This is a genomic window from Actinoallomurus sp. NPDC052308 (genome assembly GCF_040679195.1).
In the GTDB taxonomy this organism is placed as follows: domain Bacteria; phylum Actinomycetota; class Actinomycetes; order Streptosporangiales; family Streptosporangiaceae; genus Actinoallomurus; species Actinoallomurus liliacearum.
On the sequence record NZ_JBFAUM010000025.1, the window covers coordinates 20,239 to 35,324 of the forward strand.

At 72.7% G+C, this 15,086-nt stretch carries 19 protein-coding genes; 14 read left to right on the top strand and 5 right to left on the bottom strand.

Features of this window, described 5'->3' with window-relative positions; all coding sequences use genetic code 11:
• Positions 1-141 precede the first annotated feature (141 nt).
• Positions 142-1,107, bottom strand: a complete 966-nt coding sequence (locus AB0L00_RS36325) for a helix-turn-helix domain-containing protein (protein WP_364441894.1) — start codon at positions 1,105-1,107, stop codon at positions 142-144.
• 71 nt (positions 1,108-1,178) lie between these two features.
• On the opposite strand from AB0L00_RS36325, the gene AB0L00_RS36330 reads away from it, so the two are divergent.
• Together AB0L00_RS36330 and AB0L00_RS36335 are read left to right on the top strand one after the other, a co-directional pair.
• Positions 1,179-2,450, top strand: a complete 1,272-nt coding sequence (locus tag AB0L00_RS36330) for an MFS transporter (RefSeq protein ID WP_345365233.1) — start codon at positions 1,179-1,181, stop codon at positions 2,448-2,450.
• Between the two features lie 55 nt (positions 2,451-2,505).
• Complete coding sequence (locus AB0L00_RS36335; protein WP_364441895.1) at positions 2,506-3,141, top strand: GPP34 family phosphoprotein; 636 nt, start codon at positions 2,506-2,508, stop codon at positions 3,139-3,141.
• 138 nt (positions 3,142-3,279) lie between these two features.
• Here the strand turns inward: AB0L00_RS36335 and AB0L00_RS36340 are convergent, their stop codons facing one another.
• The gene (locus AB0L00_RS36340) at positions 3,280-3,966 is read right to left on the bottom strand and encodes a DUF6882 domain-containing protein (protein ID WP_364441897.1); all 687 of its coding nucleotides are present in this window, start codon (positions 3,964-3,966) and stop codon (positions 3,280-3,282) included.
• Positions 3,967-4,069: 103 nt separating this feature from the next.
• Between AB0L00_RS36340 and AB0L00_RS36345 the strand changes: the two genes are divergently transcribed.
• On the top strand, positions 4,070-4,681 hold the full coding sequence (locus AB0L00_RS36345) for a hypothetical protein (protein WP_364441899.1): 612 nt from the start codon (positions 4,070-4,072) through the stop codon (positions 4,679-4,681).
• Here AB0L00_RS36345 and ybaK read toward each other — a convergent pair.
• Together ybaK and AB0L00_RS36355 are read right to left on the bottom strand one after the other, a co-directional pair.
• Complete coding sequence (gene ybaK / locus AB0L00_RS36350) at positions 4,565-5,062, bottom strand: Cys-tRNA(Pro) deacylase (protein ID WP_364406971.1); 498 nt, start codon at positions 5,060-5,062, stop codon at positions 4,565-4,567. The genes AB0L00_RS36345 and ybaK overlap by 117 nt on opposite strands.
• A 23-nt stretch (positions 5,063-5,085) precedes the next feature.
• Positions 5,086-5,748 (bottom strand): LON peptidase substrate-binding domain-containing protein, encoded by a 663-nt coding sequence (locus tag AB0L00_RS36355; RefSeq protein ID WP_364441901.1) that lies wholly within the window; start codon positions 5,746-5,748, stop codon positions 5,086-5,088.
• 266 nt (positions 5,749-6,014) lie between these two features.
• Between AB0L00_RS36355 and AB0L00_RS36360 the strand changes: the two genes are divergently transcribed.
• Together AB0L00_RS36360 and AB0L00_RS36365 are read left to right on the top strand one after the other, a co-directional pair.
• Positions 6,015-6,176 (top strand): hypothetical protein, encoded by a 162-nt coding sequence (locus AB0L00_RS36360; protein WP_364441903.1) that lies wholly within the window; start codon positions 6,015-6,017, stop codon positions 6,174-6,176.
• A gap of 183 nt (positions 6,177-6,359) precedes the next feature.
• Positions 6,360-7,190, top strand: coding sequence for a PhzF family phenazine biosynthesis protein (locus AB0L00_RS36365; protein ID WP_364441904.1), 831 nt, complete (start codon positions 6,360-6,362; stop codon positions 7,188-7,190).
• 91 nt (positions 7,191-7,281) lie between these two features.
• Here AB0L00_RS36365 and AB0L00_RS36370 read toward each other — a convergent pair whose 3' ends face one another.
• Positions 7,282-7,473 carry a type II toxin-antitoxin system VapC family toxin gene (locus AB0L00_RS36370; RefSeq protein WP_364441905.1) on the bottom strand — a complete coding sequence of 64 codons (192 nt, stop codon included), beginning with the start codon at positions 7,471-7,473 and terminating at the stop codon, positions 7,282-7,284.
• Between the two features lie 192 nt (positions 7,474-7,665).
• Here AB0L00_RS36370 and hisD point away from each other — a divergent pair, with 192 nt between their 5' ends.
• The 9 genes from hisD (at position 7,666) to AB0L00_RS36415 (ending at position 15,080) form a co-directional block, all read left to right on the top strand.
• On the top strand, positions 7,666-8,973 hold the full coding sequence (hisD, locus tag AB0L00_RS36375; protein WP_364441906.1) for a histidinol dehydrogenase: 1,308 nt from the start codon (positions 7,666-7,668) through the stop codon (positions 8,971-8,973).
• Complete coding sequence (locus AB0L00_RS36380; RefSeq protein ID WP_364441908.1) at positions 8,970-10,043, top strand: histidinol-phosphate transaminase; 1,074 nt, start codon at positions 8,970-8,972, stop codon at positions 10,041-10,043. Before hisD ends, AB0L00_RS36380 begins: the two co-directional genes overlap by 4 nt.
• Before the next feature lie 23 nt (positions 10,044-10,066).
• Positions 10,067-10,657, top strand: coding sequence for an imidazoleglycerol-phosphate dehydratase HisB (gene hisB / locus AB0L00_RS36385; RefSeq protein ID WP_360878822.1), 591 nt, complete (start codon positions 10,067-10,069; stop codon positions 10,655-10,657).
• Positions 10,654-11,280 (top strand): imidazole glycerol phosphate synthase subunit HisH, encoded by a 627-nt coding sequence (gene hisH / locus AB0L00_RS36390; RefSeq protein ID WP_364441909.1) that lies wholly within the window; start codon positions 10,654-10,656, stop codon positions 11,278-11,280. Before hisB ends, hisH begins: the two co-directional genes overlap by 4 nt.
• On the top strand, positions 11,280-11,612 hold the full coding sequence (locus tag AB0L00_RS36395; RefSeq protein WP_345365210.1) for a hypothetical protein: 333 nt from the start codon (positions 11,280-11,282) through the stop codon (positions 11,610-11,612). The genes hisH and AB0L00_RS36395 overlap by 1 nt, the downstream gene beginning before the upstream one ends.
• A gap of 3 nt (positions 11,613-11,615) precedes the next feature.
• A complete protein-coding gene (gene priA, locus AB0L00_RS36400; RefSeq protein ID WP_364441910.1) occupies positions 11,616-12,344 on the top strand; it encodes a bifunctional 1-(5-phosphoribosyl)-5-((5-phosphoribosylamino)methylideneamino)imidazole-4-carboxamide isomerase/phosphoribosylanthranilate isomerase PriA in 729 nt (242 codons plus the stop codon).
• The gene (locus AB0L00_RS36405; protein ID WP_364441911.1) at positions 12,341-12,745 is read left to right on the top strand and encodes a RidA family protein; all 405 of its coding nucleotides are present in this window, start codon (positions 12,341-12,343) and stop codon (positions 12,743-12,745) included. Before priA ends, AB0L00_RS36405 begins: the two co-directional genes overlap by 4 nt.
• Entirely contained in the window at positions 12,742-13,494 is a 753-nt protein-coding gene (gene hisF / locus AB0L00_RS36410) for an imidazole glycerol phosphate synthase subunit HisF (RefSeq protein WP_364441912.1), read from the top strand. The genes AB0L00_RS36405 and hisF overlap by 4 nt, the downstream gene beginning before the upstream one ends.
• Before the next feature lie 539 nt (positions 13,495-14,033).
• Positions 14,034-15,080: a glucose 1-dehydrogenase gene (locus AB0L00_RS36415; RefSeq protein WP_364441913.1), complete on the top strand. Its 1,047-nt coding sequence runs from the start codon at positions 14,034-14,036 to the stop codon at positions 15,078-15,080.
• Positions 15,081-15,086: the final 6 nt, after the last annotated feature.

Genomic DNA, 15,086 nt, shown 5'->3' on the forward strand with positions numbered 1-15,086 from the left:
GGCGCCCCGAACGTCCGACGGTGGGCGGCGACGCTCGCGCGGTGGCACCGGGACCGCCCACAGAACCTCCGGCGGTCGTACGGCGCCCAGCGTCGGTGGCGGACGTCGAGCGTCCGGGCACCGGCGGCCGCGGTGCCGGCGTCAGACCCGCGCGGCGCCGAACGTCCGCCGGTAGGCGGCCGGGGCGACCCCCACGGCCGCGTGCAGGTGCTGGCGCAGGGACGCCGCGGTGCCCAGGCCGGCGCGCTCGGCCACCTGGTCGATCGGCAGGTCGGTGGTCTCCAGGAGCCGCCGGGCCTCCTCGATCCGCTGGCGGACCAGCCACTGCGCCGGGCTGAGGCCCGTCTCCGCGCGGAACCGGCGGGTGAAGGTGCGCACGCTCATCCCCGCCCGGCGCGCCAGCCGTGTGAGGTCGAGCGGCTCGTGCAGCCGCTCCAGGGCCCAGGCGCGGGTCTCCGCCGTCGAGGAGCCCGCGGGCGACGGCAGCGGCCGCTCGATGAACTGCGACTGCCCGCCCTCCCGCCACGGCGGCATCACCGACCGCCGGGCCGCGTGGTTCGCCACGGCGCTGCCGTGGTCCCGGCGGATGACGTGCAGGCACAGGTCCACCCCGGCCCCCACCCCGGCCGAGGTCAGCACGTCGCCGTCGTCCACGAAAAGGACGTCCGGGTCCAGCGGCACCGTGGGGTGGAGCGCGCGGAACAGGTCCGCGTGCGCCCAGTGCGTCGTCGCCGGGCGGCCGTCCAGCACGCCCGCGGCGGCTAGCACGAACGCGCCGGTGCAGATCGACATGAGCCGCGCGTCCGGGCGTCGCCGGGCCAGGGCCGCGGCCACCGGCGGCTCCAGGGTGCCGTCCTCCAGCGCCGCGCCGCCGTGCACCCCCGGCACCACGACCGTGTCGGCCTCCGCCAGGATCTCCGGCCCGTGGTCGGGAACGGCCGCGAACCCGGCCGAGGTGCGCACCGGCCCGCCGTCCGGGGTGCAGACGCGGACCCGGTAGTAGGGTCGTCCGCCGGCGTCCCGCGCCGCGCCGAAGATCTGCGACGGAACCCCCAGGTCGAACGCGACGACGTCGTTCAGGGCAAGGACGACCACCTCATGCGGCATGGCCGGATTCTTTCACATGTTGGCTTTCGGGCCACTCGTCGCGGGAGCCGCCGGCGGCGAGACTCCATCGAGTGACCCAGACACTTCCCGACACACCGGTACGGACCCGCCCGCGCCTGCACCGTGCCTGGATCGTCGCCGCGGTGACCCTCATCGCCCTCGTCGGCGCCGCCGGCTTCCGCGCCACCCCCGGCGTCCTCATCGACCCTCTCCGCGCCGAGTTCGGCTGGCCACGGGGCACCATCTCCGCCGCCGTCTCGGTCAACCTCCTGCTGTACGGCCTGACGTCCCCGTTCGCGGCCGCCCTGATGGACCGGTTCGGGATGCGCAGGGTGGTGTCCGCCGCGCTTCTGCTCGTGGCGGTGGGCAGCGGGCTGACGGTCTTCATGACCGCGCCGTGGCAGCTCGTCGCCTGCTGGGGCGTGCTGATCGGCCTCGGGACCGGATCGATGGCCATGGCCTTCGTCGCCACCGTCACCTCCCGGTGGTTCGTCGCACGCCGGGGCCTGGTGACCGGTGTGCTCACGGCGGCGGGCGCCGCCGGGCAGTTGGTCTTCCTGCCGGTCCTGGCGCACCTGACCCACATGCACGGCTGGCGGACCGCCGCGGTGACCGTCTGCGTCGCCGCGCTGGCCGTCGTTCCGCTGGTCGTGCTCCTCCTGCGCGACCACCCGGCGGACGTCGGCCTCCCGCCGTACGGCGCCGACGAGATCGTCCCCAAGCCGCACAACGCGGGGGCGGCGCGGCGGGCGCTCGGCTCGCTCGCCACGGCCGCCCGGACGCCCGTCTTCTGGCTGCTGGCGGGCGGCTTCGCGATCTGCGGCGCGTCCACGAACGGCCTCGTCGGCACGCACTTCATTCCGGCCGCGCACGACCACGGCATGCCGGAGACGACCGCCGCGAGCCTGCTGGCCCTCGTGGGGATCTTCGACGTGGTCGGCACGATCTTCTCCGGCTGGCTCACCGACCGGGTCGACTCCCGGGTGCTGCTCGGCGTCTACTACGCCCTTCGCGGATGCTCGCTGCTCGTGCTGCCGAGCCTGTTCGCCCGGACCGCGCACCCGAGCATGCTCGTGTTCATCATCTTCTACGGCCTGGACTGGGTCGCCACGGTTCCGCCGACGGTCGCCCTGTGCCGGGAGCACTTCCAGATGAGCGGACCGATCGTCTTCGGCTGGGTCTTCGCCTCCCACCAGATCGGCGCCGCGGCCGCCGCCGTCACCGCCGGCGTCATCCGGGACCGCCTCGGCGACTACGCGGCCGCCTGGTACGGCGCCGGGGCCCTGTGCCTCCTCGCCGCACTCCTGTCGATCCGGATCAAGAGACGGGTTATGGCGACGTAAAACGCTTTGCCTTTTGTTTACCGAGACTTCGTACGAGCCGCTTACAGTGCGGAACGTGCCCGAGACGCTGGCCGAGGAGCTGCTGCTCCTCGCCTATGACCTGCGCGGAAAGTGCCGCATCGGCCCGGTCGAACTCGACTGCGGGGTCGCCGGCGCGCTGCTGTCGGAGCTGAGGCTCACCGACCGGCTCCGGTTGGACGGCACGGTGCTGGCCGTCGCCGACGCCGAGCCCGTCGGCGACCCGATCCTCGACGGACTGCTCGCCGACATCGCGGCCTCGCCCCGCGGCCGGACCCCGCAGGAGTGGGTCACCCGGCTGCGCGCGACCGACCATCAGCAGCGGCTGCTGGCGCGCCTGGCCGACCGCGGCCAGGTCGCCGTCGACCGCCACCGCCTCCACCGTACGTTCGGCGTCTTCGTCGAGACCCGCTATCCCGTACGGGACATCGTGGGGCTGTGGGAGGCGCAGCAGCGCGTGGTCGCGGCCGTCACGACGAACGCGCCCGCCGACGCCCGTACCCTCGCCCTCGGCGCGCTGGTGGCCGGCGCGGGGCTGAGCAAGCCGGTGTTCGCCACGTCGGGGAACTGGCGCGTGCTCCGCGACCGGATGCGCGCGATGACCGAGGGCGACTGGATCGCCGACGCCGTACGCCGGGCCCTCGCCGTGGAACGCGGGAGCGTCTCCGTCTGAGCGCCCGCCGAGGTCCTCCGCCCCGTACGGCGGGTCCGCCCCGTACGGGCGGCAGGCCCGCGCCGGACGCCGATCACCCGGCGCCGGTGCCCTCGCCGCCGGCCGGGCGGGCATGACGGGCTCCCGGGCCCGCGAGGGTCAGCGGCCGGAAACGGTCATCGACAGGTCGGTCAGGCGGTCCTGGTCGTCGAACCGCGCGACGCAGGAGCCGCCGTCCGGCAGCTTCGCGGTGATCGACGTCTCGGTCTGCCGGTACGGCAGACGGTGGTGGCTGAAGAACCGCAGCACGGTCAGCCGGTGGTCGGCCGGGAAGAGCGAGAGGCCGTCGGTGATCAGCCGGGGCGCCGCGATGGAGTCCCACACGGTGCCGGGCACGGCCGGGTCGCGGACCGCGAAGTAGGCGACGCCGCCGTCGTAGCGGCCGGAGATCGTCCCGCTGAGGCCGAGGAGGCCGTTCGTGACCGCGGCGACCAGTTCGCCGCCGTTCTGCGCCGGCCCGTCGTACCAGGCCAGATCCAGCTCGCGCGTCGTCATCTCGGGCACGCCGAGCCGGGAGCCCATGGGACGCGGATTCAGCACCGCCGGATGCTCCGGGCCGAACTGCGGATTGGCCCAGCCCCACAGCCAGCTGCGGTCCTTCTCGGCGAAGCTCCCGACCAGGGCGACGTGCAACGTGACGTCACCCTTGGTGTACGTGCCGCTCGCCAGGTCGGTGGTCCAGTCGCCGTTCGCCGGCAGTACCCCCGCCAGGACCTCCTGCTGCTGGGCGGCGACGGCCGCGTACGCGGCTCCGAGCCGCTCGAAGGCCGGGCTGAATCCAGACATGCCGGGCACACTATCTCAGAAGATGCAAGGACCGGAGCAGGCCAGGAGGCGTCCAGGTTGAGGCGCTACCCTGCCTTGTTCACCGAACGCCGGGGGAGGGCGAGTGGCGAGCCGGATACGCATCGGACTGCTGGCGGCACTTGCGATCACGGTGCTGGGAGTGCCCGTCGGGCTGTTGTGGGTCGCGATCGCGCCCCGGACGGTCTACCAGGTCTCGGGCGGCAAGGGCCTCCTCGCCGATCCGGAGACCCAGACACTGATCGCGGCGGACGGCTGGTTCGCCGTGCTGACCGCCGCCGCGGGCCTGCTCTGCGGCCTCGCCGCCTATGTGCTGGCCGGGCGGCTGGGGGACCTGGGCCCGCTCGCGGGGATCGCGGCGGGCGGTGTCGCGGCCGCGGTCGTCGCCTGGCGGCTGGGGCACTTCATCGGCGAGAGCGCCTACCAGCACGCGCTGCGGACGGCCGGCGACGGGGCGCTCGCCCGCGCCCCGCTCGGCCTGCACGCCCTCGGCGTGGTCCTCGCCTGGCCGTTGACGGCGGTCGTGGTGTTCGGCCTGCTGGAGGCGCTGGACGTGGCGCACCGGGAGTCGCGCGGCCGGCTAGCCGCGGGCGATGCCGGCGGTCGACGCTCCGGTCAGCCGGACCAGGTCGGCGGGGGAGAGCTCGATCTGCAGGCCGCGCCGACCGGCCGAGACGTAGATGGTCGGGAATCCTGACGCGGAGGAGTCGACCACCGTCGGCAGCCGCTTGCGCTGCCCGAGCGGGCTGATGCCGCCACGGACGTACCCGGTGACGCGCTCGGCGTGCGCGGGGTCGGCCATGGCGGCGCGCTTGCCCCCGGCCGCGGCGGCCAGTGCCTTGAGGTCCAGCGAGGACGAGACCGGCACGACCGCGACGGTCAGGTCGCCGTCCACCTCGGTGACCAGGGTCTTGAAGAGCCGGTCGTGGGAGACCCCGAGGGCGTCGGCGGCGGCCTCGCCGTAGGAGTCCGCGTCCGGATCGGCCTCGTACGGGTGCAGGGTGAACTCGATTCCGGCGCGGGTCGCCGACACGGTCGCGGGCGTGCCCTTGCCGCCCGATCGCCGGTTCGATGCCACTGGTGTCTCTTTCCTTCCGAGAGTCAGTTCGGGCTGACGGTGCCGCCGAGGAACTCCGACGCCGGCACGGCGGGGAACACCTTCAGGAGGAGGTTCTCCCGGCGCAGCAGGTCGTACTCCAGGTGGAGCCGGGTCGCGGCGTCCTCGGCCTGCAGCAGTCGCTGCTTGTCGTGGCGGTCCAGGACCATCGAGGCGGCGACCACGTAGGACAGCTGGACCGGCTGCTCCGGGAGGTCGTCGAGCTCGGTCACCTCGGCGCCGTGCTCGGTCAGCCGGTCGCAGTAGCGGTGGAACAGCCTGGTCACCGGCTCGGTGATCTTGTCGGCTTCCGGCCCGCTCTCCTCGGGCAGCATCGTCACGTCCGCGCGGAGGTAGCTCAGGGAGTCGTCGACGTCCTCGATCCGGAACCGCGTGCCGCCGCTGGTGACCACGTCGTAGCGGCCGTCGTCGTGCCGCTGGACCCCGCGGAGCTCCGCGGTGCAGCCGACCGCGGCGAGCCGGCGGGCGGCGCCGGGACCGACCTCGTGGCCGAGCTCGATGGAGACGACGCCGAACCGGAAGGGCTCTTCGCCTTCGAGGAGGTCGCGCATGAGGTCGCGGTACCGCTCCTCGAAGATCTGGAGGGGCAGCACCAGCCCCGGGAACAGCACGGCTCCCAGCGGAAAGATCGGCAGCCGTTCGGTCACGGCGTTCAGCGTACGACCTCAGAGTGGCCGCCGTCGCGCGCGTATTCGTGATCTACAACGTAAAGGCGATCGCCCGGACGACCGACGACCGGTCGGAGGTCACCGGTCGGATGGTGTGACCGTAGTCACCTTGGACTAGATCGCGTCAACCGGCACACACCACCGCGAGCTGCGGGGTTACGGTCGGACGACCGCGCGGCCCCGCCGCCGCGGTACGGCGGTACCTCCCGCCGGCTTGTCGTTCGGAGGCCCTTATGTGGCTGAACATGTTGTTTTTGGCGATCGCCAGTCTTTGCGTCGGATTCGTACTCGGCTGGATCGTCGCCCGCCCCCGCCGCTGGGGCGGCTTTCCCACCGGCGGCCCGGCCGCCGCGGACCAGCAGGAGAGCTGGGAGCAGTTCACCGGAGGCACGCGGCCGGGGGCGTAGCGCCGAGCCCTGGGGCGTGTCTCGAAGTCCCGCTGTCCTACTGCGGCGTCCAGACGACGCCTCGCCGCGTTGTCGTCGGTCGCCGGCCAACACCGGGCTGACTCCCTCCTCCGCCTTGCGACGCGCCGCCTGGACGCCGCTCGCTACGGACGGGGACTTCGAGACACGCCCTAGGGTGGGCGCATGCGCGTGTACGTCGTCGACGCCTTCACCGACCGGCCGTTCGCGGGCAATCCCGCGGGGGTCTGCCCGCTGACCGACCCGGCGGACGCCGGCTGGATGCAGCGCGTCGCGGCGGAGCTCAACCTCTCCGAGACGGCGTTCCCGCGCCCTCTCGAGGCCGCCTGGGGGGCGGCGGGGCGTAGCCATGGGGGTGAAGTGCGGCCCGACTTCGAGCTGCGGTGGTTCACGCCCGCCGTCGAGGTCGCCCTCTGCGGCCACGCCACCCTCGGTGCCGCGCACGTGCTGTACGAGACCGGGGCCGTCCCCGGCGACCGGCCGATCCGCTTCCAGACCCTGCGCAGCGGCGTGCTGACCGTACGGCGGGAGGACGATCTGCTCGCCATGGACTTCCCCGCCGTCCCTCCGACGAAGGCCGACCCGCCCGCCGGCCTGGCCGAGGCCCTCGGCGCCGAGCCGCTCTGGACCGGGCGCAACGGCCAGAACGACGTCCTGGCCGTCCTCCCGGACGCCACGACCGTCCGCGCGCTGCGACCCGATCAGCACGCGCTCGGCCGGATCGACGCCCGGGGGATCTGCGTCACCGCGCCCGGCGAGGACCACGACTTCGTGTCCCGCTTCTTCGCGCCGAGGGTCGGAGTCCCCGAGGACCCGGTGACCGGGTCGGCGCACTGCATGCTGGCGCCCTACTGGGCCGAGCGCCTGGGCCGCGCCGAACTGGTGGCCTACCAGGCGTCGGCGCGCGGGGGAGAGGTGCGCCTGTCGGTCCGCGACGACCGCGTCATCCTGCGCGGCGGCGCCACAACCGTCATAGAAGGCACCCTCCACGCCTGAGCATCTTTCATGATCACTGGCACCTGCCGCCGGTAGAGAGCAGTGACGGCAAGGGATCATGTCGGGCCTGGGAAAGGCCCAGGCGCACTGATCAGTGCAGCTCTACCCGTACGGTCCGGACCTCACGAGCGATCTCGGCGTCAGTGGTCACCAGCGGACAGTCGAGAAGCTCCGCCAGAGCCACATAGGTCGCGTCGTACGCGTTGAAGTTGCCGCGGAGATCCCAGGCGCGATCGCCCGTGACATCGTCGGAGTGACGGGTGAACGGCAGGCTCTCCTTCACGATCCGCGCTCCCTCGGCCCTGGAGGGCGTCACCTTGCCCGTCAGGAGCAGGCCACGCAGGGCACTGCGGAACTCGCAATTTGCATGTCCAGCATGCAAGGACACCAAAGTGATGTCACTTGCATACTTCCTGACGTCTCGTTGGGTGAGACGGGCGTCCGGGCAGGTGGAGCTCCTTCGTAGACTGATCAGGTGATATCCCGTATCGACCTGCGCGGGTCCCTGCCGGACGACCTGCGCTCCGTGCTGCCGAGAGCCGAGCTCGACGTTGAGGCCGCCCTGGAGAAGGTGCGGCCCATCTGCGATGACGTACGCCATCGTGGCGCCGAGGCCGTACGGGACTACACCGCGCGCTTCGACGGGATCGAGGTCGAGTCGCTGCGGGTGCCCGAGGCGGCCATCGGCCGTGCCCTCGAAGAACTCGACCCCGCCGTCCGCGACGCGCTCGAGGAGTGCATCCGCCGTACCCGCGTCGTCCACCGCGCGCAGCGGCGCACCGACGTCACCACGCAGGTGGTCCCCGGCGGCACCGTCACCGAGCGCTGGGTGCCGGTGGAACGGGTCGGGCTCTACGTCCCCGGCGGTCAGGCCGTCTACCCCTCCAGCGTCGTCATGAACGTCGTGCCCGCGCAGGAGGCGGGTGTCGAGTCCCTCGCCGTCACCTCGCCGGCGCAGCAGGAGTTCGGGGGCCTGCCGCACCCGACGATCCTCGCCACGTGCGCACTGCTCGGCGTCGGCGAGGTGTACGCCGCGGGTGGCGCGCAGGCCATCGCGATGTTCGCCTACGGCACCGAGGAGTGCCGGCGCGTCGACATGGTCACCGGGCCCGGCAACATCTGGGTCGCGGCCGCCAAGCGGCTGCTCAAGGGCGTCATCGGCATCGACTCCGAGGCCGGTCCGACCGAGGTCGCGGTGCTGGCCGACGCCACCGCGGACCCGGTGCACGTCGCCGCGGACCTGATCAGCCAGGCCGAGCACGACACGCTGGCCGCCGCCGTCCTGGTCACCGACTCCGAGGAGCTCGCCGCCGCGGTCGAGCGCGAGCTGACCGAGCAGGTCACGCGGACCAAGCACACCGAGCGGATCACCGCGGCCCTGGCCGGCCGCCAGTCCGGGATCGTGCTCGTCGACGACGTCGACGCCGGGCTGAAGGTCGTCGACGCGTACGCCGCCGAGCACCTGGAGATCCAGACCGCCGACGCCCGCACGGTCGCGAGCCGGGTGCGCAACGCCGGCGCGATCTTCGTCGGGCCGCACGCCCCGGTGTCGCTCGGCGACTACATGGCCGGCTCGAACCACGTGCTGCCCACGGGCGGATGCGCCTGCCACTCCAGCGGCCTGTCGGTGCAGACGTTCCTGCGCGGCATCCACGTCGTCGACTACGACGAGGCCGCCCTGGCGGACGTGACCGGGCGGGTCGTCACGCTCGCCGAGGCCGAGGACCTGCCCGCCCACGGCGCCGCCATGAAGGCCCGGTTCGATTGGGGTATCCCCGAGTGACGTCCTTGAGCGACCTTCCGATCCGCGACGACCTGCGGGGGCGGGAGCCGTACGGCGCGCCGCAGCTCGACGTGCCGGTGCGGCTCAACACGAACGAGAACCCCTACCCGCCGTCGCCGCGACTGGTCGAGGCGCTCGGCCGCGCGGTCGCCGAGGTCGCCGGCGGGCTCAACCGCTACCCCGACCGCGACGCCGTCGAGCTGCGCAAGGACCTCGCCGACTACCTCGGCCACGGCGTCACCGCCCGGCAGGTCTGGGCGGCCAACGGCTCGAACGAGATCATTCAGCAGATCCTGCAGGCGTTCGGCGGCCCGGGCCGTACCGCGCTGGGCTTCGAACCGTCGTACTCCATGCACCCGATCATCACGCGGGTCAGCGGCACCGAGTGGATCGACGCGTACCGCGACGAGGACTTCGGGCTGGAGGCCGAGCGCGCGGTCGCGGCGATCGAGGAGCACCGTCCCGACATCGTGTTCCTGACCTCGCCGAACAACCCGACGGGCACCTCTCTGCCGCTCGAGGCGATCGAGGCGGTCCTGGCCGTCGCGCCGGGCATGGTGGTGGTCGACGAGGCGTACGCCGAGTTCCGCCGGCAGGGTACGCCGAGCGCGCTCTCGCTGCTGCCCGGCAACCCCCGGCTGATCGTCACGCGGACGATGAGCAAGGCGTTCGCGATGGCGGGCACCCGGGTCGGCTATCTCGCCGCGGACCCCGCCGTCATCGACGCGCTGCTGCTCGTGCGCCTGCCGTACCACCTCTCGGCGGTGACGCAGACGGTGGCGCGCACCGCCATCGCCCACTCAGGCGAGCTGCTGGGCGCGGTGGAGGCGCTGCGCGCCGAGCGGGACGCCCTCGTCGGCTGGCTGCGCGAGGAGGGCTTCGAGGTGGCCGACTCCGACGCCAACTTCGTGTTGTTCGGCCGGTTCGCCGACCGGCGGGCCGTCTGGCAGGGCGTCCTCGACCGCGGCGTGCTGATCCGTGAGGTCGGTCCGCCGGAGTGGCTGCGGGTCAGCGTCGGCACACCGGAGGAGATGGCGGCCTTCCGCGCCGCCCTCAAGGCAAGCGTATGAGTATCGACGGAGGAGAGAAGCGGATGCGCACCGGACGCGTCGAGCGGGGCACGAAGGAGACGCAGGTCGTCGTGGAGGTCGACCTGGACGGCACCGGGCGGGTGGACGTCGCCACCGGCGTCGGCTTCTTCGACCACATGCTGACGCAGCTCGGCAAGCACGGGTCGTTCGACCTGACCGTGAAGACCTCCGGTGACCTGCACATCGACAGTCACCACACGATCGAGGACACCGCGATCGCCCTCGGCCAGGCGTTCCGCGAGGCCCTGGGCGACAAGTCCGGCATCCGGCGGTTCGCCGATGCCAGCGTGCCGCTGGACGAGACGCTCGCCCAGGTGACGGTCGATCTGTCCGGCCGGCCGTACCTCGTGCACACCGAGCCGGAGGGCATCGCCCCGATGATCGGCCCGGACTACGACACGACGATGACCCGCCACATCTTCGAGGCGTTCGTGTTCAACGCCGCGATCTGCCTGCACGTGCACGTCCCGTACGGGCGCAACGCGCATCACATCGTCGAGGCGCAGTTCAAGGCCCTGGCGCGAGCGCTGCGGGACGCCGTCGCCCACGACCCCCGCGCGCACGGCATCCCCTCGACGAAGGGCACGTTGTGAAGAACGTCGTCGTCCTCGACTACGGATCGGGCAACCTCCGCTCCGCCGAGCGCGCCGTCGCCCGTGCCGGGGCGGACGTCACCGTGACCGCCGACTTCGACGCCGCGCTGAACGCCGACGGCCTGGTGGTCCCGGGCGTCGGCGCCTTCGCGGCGTGCATGAACGGGCTGCGCGGCGTCCGCGGTGAGCAGATCATCGGCCGCCGGCTCGCGGGCGGCCGCCCGGTGCTCGGCATCTGCGTCGGCATGCAGATCCTGTTCGAGAAGGGCGTGGAGCACGGGATCACCACCGACGGCTGCGCCGAGTGGCCGGGCACGGTGGAGCGGATCGAGGCGCCGATCCTGCCGCACATGGGCTGGAACACCGTCGAGTCGCCGGAGGGAACCGTGCTGTTCGCGGGCCTGGACCCCGACACGCGGTTCTACTTCGTGCACTCGTACGGCGTGCGCCGCTGGGACATGCCGCCCGGCCGGTTCACCCCGCCGCTGGTGACCTGGAGCGAGCACGGCGAGCGCTTCGTCGCGGCGGTGGAGAACGGCCCGCTGAGCGCCACGCAGTTCCACCCGGAGAAGTCCGGCGACGCCGGCGCCGTCGTCCTGCAGAACTGGCTGTCGACGCTCTGATGAGCAAGGAGCGTCAGCGGCGCCGGGCGGAACGGGAGGCGGCGCGGCAGCGCGCCGCCGCCGAGGCCGCCCGCCGGGACGCGCGTCGGGCGCGGCGCCGGGCCCGGATCGCCCGGGTCACGGGGCTCCTGCCGCGCCGGTCCGGGCGCCCGGGCGGGATCCTCGCCCGGCGGCGCCGCGAGCAGAACGCCATCGTCGCGGTGGTCTTCGTGCTCATCCAGGTGGTCGCCTGGATATATCTGTCCTCGTGGACCGGGCGGCTCGGGGTGCTGGCCCTGTCGGTGTTCCTGGTCCCGGTGTTCGTCACGCTCGCCTTCGACCGGAGGTCTTAAGACATGTCCCTGGTACTGTTGCCCGCCGTCGACGTCGCGGCCGGTCAGGCCGTACGTCTGGTGCAGGGGGAGGCCGGCACCGAGACCTCGTACGGTGAGCCGGTCGAGGCGGCCCTGGCCTGGCAGAGCGCGGGCGCGGAGTGGGTCCACCTGGTCGACCTGGACGCCGCGTTCGGCCGGGGGTCCAACCGCGAGCTGCTCGCCGACGTGATCGGCAAGCTGGACGTGAAGGTGGAGCTGTCCGGCGGGATCCGCGACGACGACTCTCTCGCGGCGGCGCTGGCGACCGGCTGCGCGCGGGTCAACATCGGCACCGCCGCGCTGGAGAACCCCGACTGGTGCCGGAAGATCATCGCCGAGCACGGGGACAAGATCGCGGTGGGGCTGGACGTGCGCGGCACCACGCTCGCGGCGCGGGGCTGGACCCGCGAGGGCGGTGACCTGTGGGAGGTGCTGGAGCGCCTGGAGGCGGACGGCTGCCCGCGCTACGTCGTCACGGACGTGACCAAGGACGGCACCCTCCGCGGGCCGAACACCGACCTGCTCCGCGAGGTCTGCGCCCGCACCGACCGCCCCGTGATCGCCTCGGGCGGCGTCTCGTCACTGGACGACCTGCGCGCCCTGTCCGGGCTGGTGCCGGTGGGCGTCGAGGGCGCCATCGTCGGCAAGGCCCTGTACGCCGGCGCGTTCACCCTGGAAGAGGCCCTGGCCGCGGTGGGAGCGAGCGCGTGATCAAGCGGATCTCCTCCGGCGGTCCCTGGGAGGACACGGTCGGGTACTCACGGGTGGTCGTGGCCGGGCCGTGGGTGCTCGTCGCGGGCTGCACCTCGACGGTGGACGGCGAGGTACGGTACGAGAACGACGCGTACGGCCAGACGAAGACCGCGTTCGGCATCGCGCTGCAGGCCGTGGAGAAGGCCGGTGCCTCGGTCGAGGACGTCGTGCGGACCCGCATGTACGTCCGGGACATCGCCGACGCCGAGGCCGTGGGCCGGGCGCACCGCGAGCTCTTCGGCGAGGTCCGCCCGGCCGCGACGATGATCGAGGTCTCCGCGTTCATCGACCACCGGATGCTGGTGGAGATCGAGGTGGACGCCTACTCCGAGGCGCTTCTGGACGGAGAAAAAGAATGAGTGTCGCGGTTCGGGTGATCCCCTGCCTGGACGTCGACGCCGGGCGGGTGGTCAAGGGGGTCAACTTCGAGAACCTCCGGGACGCCGGCGACCCGGTCGAACTGGCCCGGCGCTACGACGCCGAGGGCGCCGACGAGCTCACCTTCCTCGACATCACCGCCTCCAGCGGCGGCCGTGAGACGACGTACGAGGTCGTGCGCCGTACGGCCGAGCAGGTGTTCATCCCGCTGACCGTGGGTGGCGGCGTCCGTACCGTCGACGACGTCGACCGGCTGCTGCGGGCCGGCGCGGACAAGGTGTCGATCAACACCGCGGCGATCGCCCGGCCGGAGTTCCTCCGGGAGGCGGCGCACCGGTTCGGCTCGCAGTGCATCGTGCTGTCGGTGGACGCCCGCCGGTCCGGGTCCGGGTTCGAGGTCACCACGCACGGCGGGCGGCGCGGCACCGGCCTGGACGCGATCGAGTGGGCGCGGCGCGGCGAGGAGCTGGGCGTCGGGGAGATCCTGCTGAACTCCATGGACGCCGACGGCACCAAGAACGGCTTCGACCTGGAGATGCTGCGCGCCGTACGCGCGGTGGTGAGCGTCCCGGTCATCGCGAGCGGGGGAGCCGGCGCGATCGAGCACTTCGCCCCCGCGATCGACGCGGGCGCCGACGCGGTGCTGGCCGCGAGCGTGTTCCACTTCGGCGACCTCAAGATCGGCGACGTCAAGGAGTCGCTGCGCGGAGCCGGCCACCCGGTCCGCTGACGGACGGCGCGGCTCCGCGCCATCCGGCATGCGGTCCCGGCGCCGCTCCGCACCCACCCTGGCGCGCGGTCCCAGGGCCGCTCCGCGCCCACCCTGGCGCCGCTCCGCGCCACCCTGGCACGCGGTTGCGGCGCCGCGCCGTACTCACCCCGGCGTGCCGTCCTGGCCCCGCGCCGTACGGCGCCTCGGCCCCGCGCCGCACACCGCCCCCGGCTGATCACCGTGCCCGCCCCGGACCGTGTTTCCGCACGTTACCGGGACGGGCGGCGGTGACGTACGTCTCGAATCCGCTTCCGTGAAGCATGTTCACCTTTGATCGGGGCAAAGGTGGGGCGTGTCCCCCTGGAGCGACCTGAGCCTTCCTTCGGCGTCCGGTGGTTCGCCCGTCATCGGGCGGATCGCGATGTCCGGTTCCGTGTGTGATCCGTGGCGGCCTGATCACGCGTGCGGTGTGTACGGTTGCCGCGAATCCACATTCTGGACATTCGGGCCGCAGTTGCCTCGGGGGAACGGGCAACGGCTCTGAGTAGGAGATGACCATGCGTGCTCTTACGACGGTGCCGCTGAAGGCGGGGTCGCTCCAGGTGAGCGAGGTTCCCGAGCCCATGCGGGGCGAGGGCGAACTCCTCGTCGAGGGGGTCGCCCTCGGCGTGTGCGGTACCGATCGGGAGATCGTCTCCGGTGATTACGGCTACGCGCCGCCCGGCGACGAACACCTGATCATCGGGCACGAGTCGCTCGGCCGGGTCATGGAGGCGCCGGAGGGCGGCGACTTCCGTCCGGGCGACCTCGTCGTCGGCATCGTCCGGCGGCCCGACCCGGTGCCGTGCGGCGCCTGTGCGCACGGCGAGTTCGACATGTGCCGCAACGGCCGGTACACCGAGCGCGGGATCAAGCAACGGCACGGCTTCGGATCCGAGCGGTGGACGATCGAGACCGACTACGCGGTCCGCATCGATCCGGCGCTGGGCGACCTCGGCGTACTGCTGGAGCCGACGACCGTCGTGGCGAAGGCCTGGGACCACCTCGAGCGGATCGGCGCCCGGGCGTGGTTCGAACCCCGGCGGGTCCTGGTCGCCGGAGCGGGCCCGATCGGGCTGCTGGCCGCCCTGCTCGGCGCCCAGCGCGGACTCGACGTCCACGTGCTCGACCGGGTCACCGGGGGAGTGAAGCCGAAGATCGTCGCGAAGCTCGGCGGCACCTACCACACGGGCTCCGTCGCCGAGGTCGCCGCGAAGACGCGGCCGGACATCGTCATCGAGGCCACCGGCGTCGCTCAGCTCGTCATGGAGGCGATCGCCGAGTCGGCGGCGAGCGTCGTGTGCCTGACCGGGGTCTCGCGCGCGGGCCATCGGACGGAGGTAGACGCCGGCGGGGTGAACCGGCAGATCGTCCTGTCCAACGCCGCCGTCTTCGGCTCGGTCAACGCCAACCACCGCCACTACCGGCTGGCCGCCGAGGCACTCGGCCGGGCGGACCGGTCGTGGCTCGCCCAACTCATCACCAACCGGCTGCCCCTCGACCGGGCGCCCGAGGCGCTCCGGGCCGGCAGCGACGACGACGTGAAAGTCGTCATCGACCTGTAGATCGGG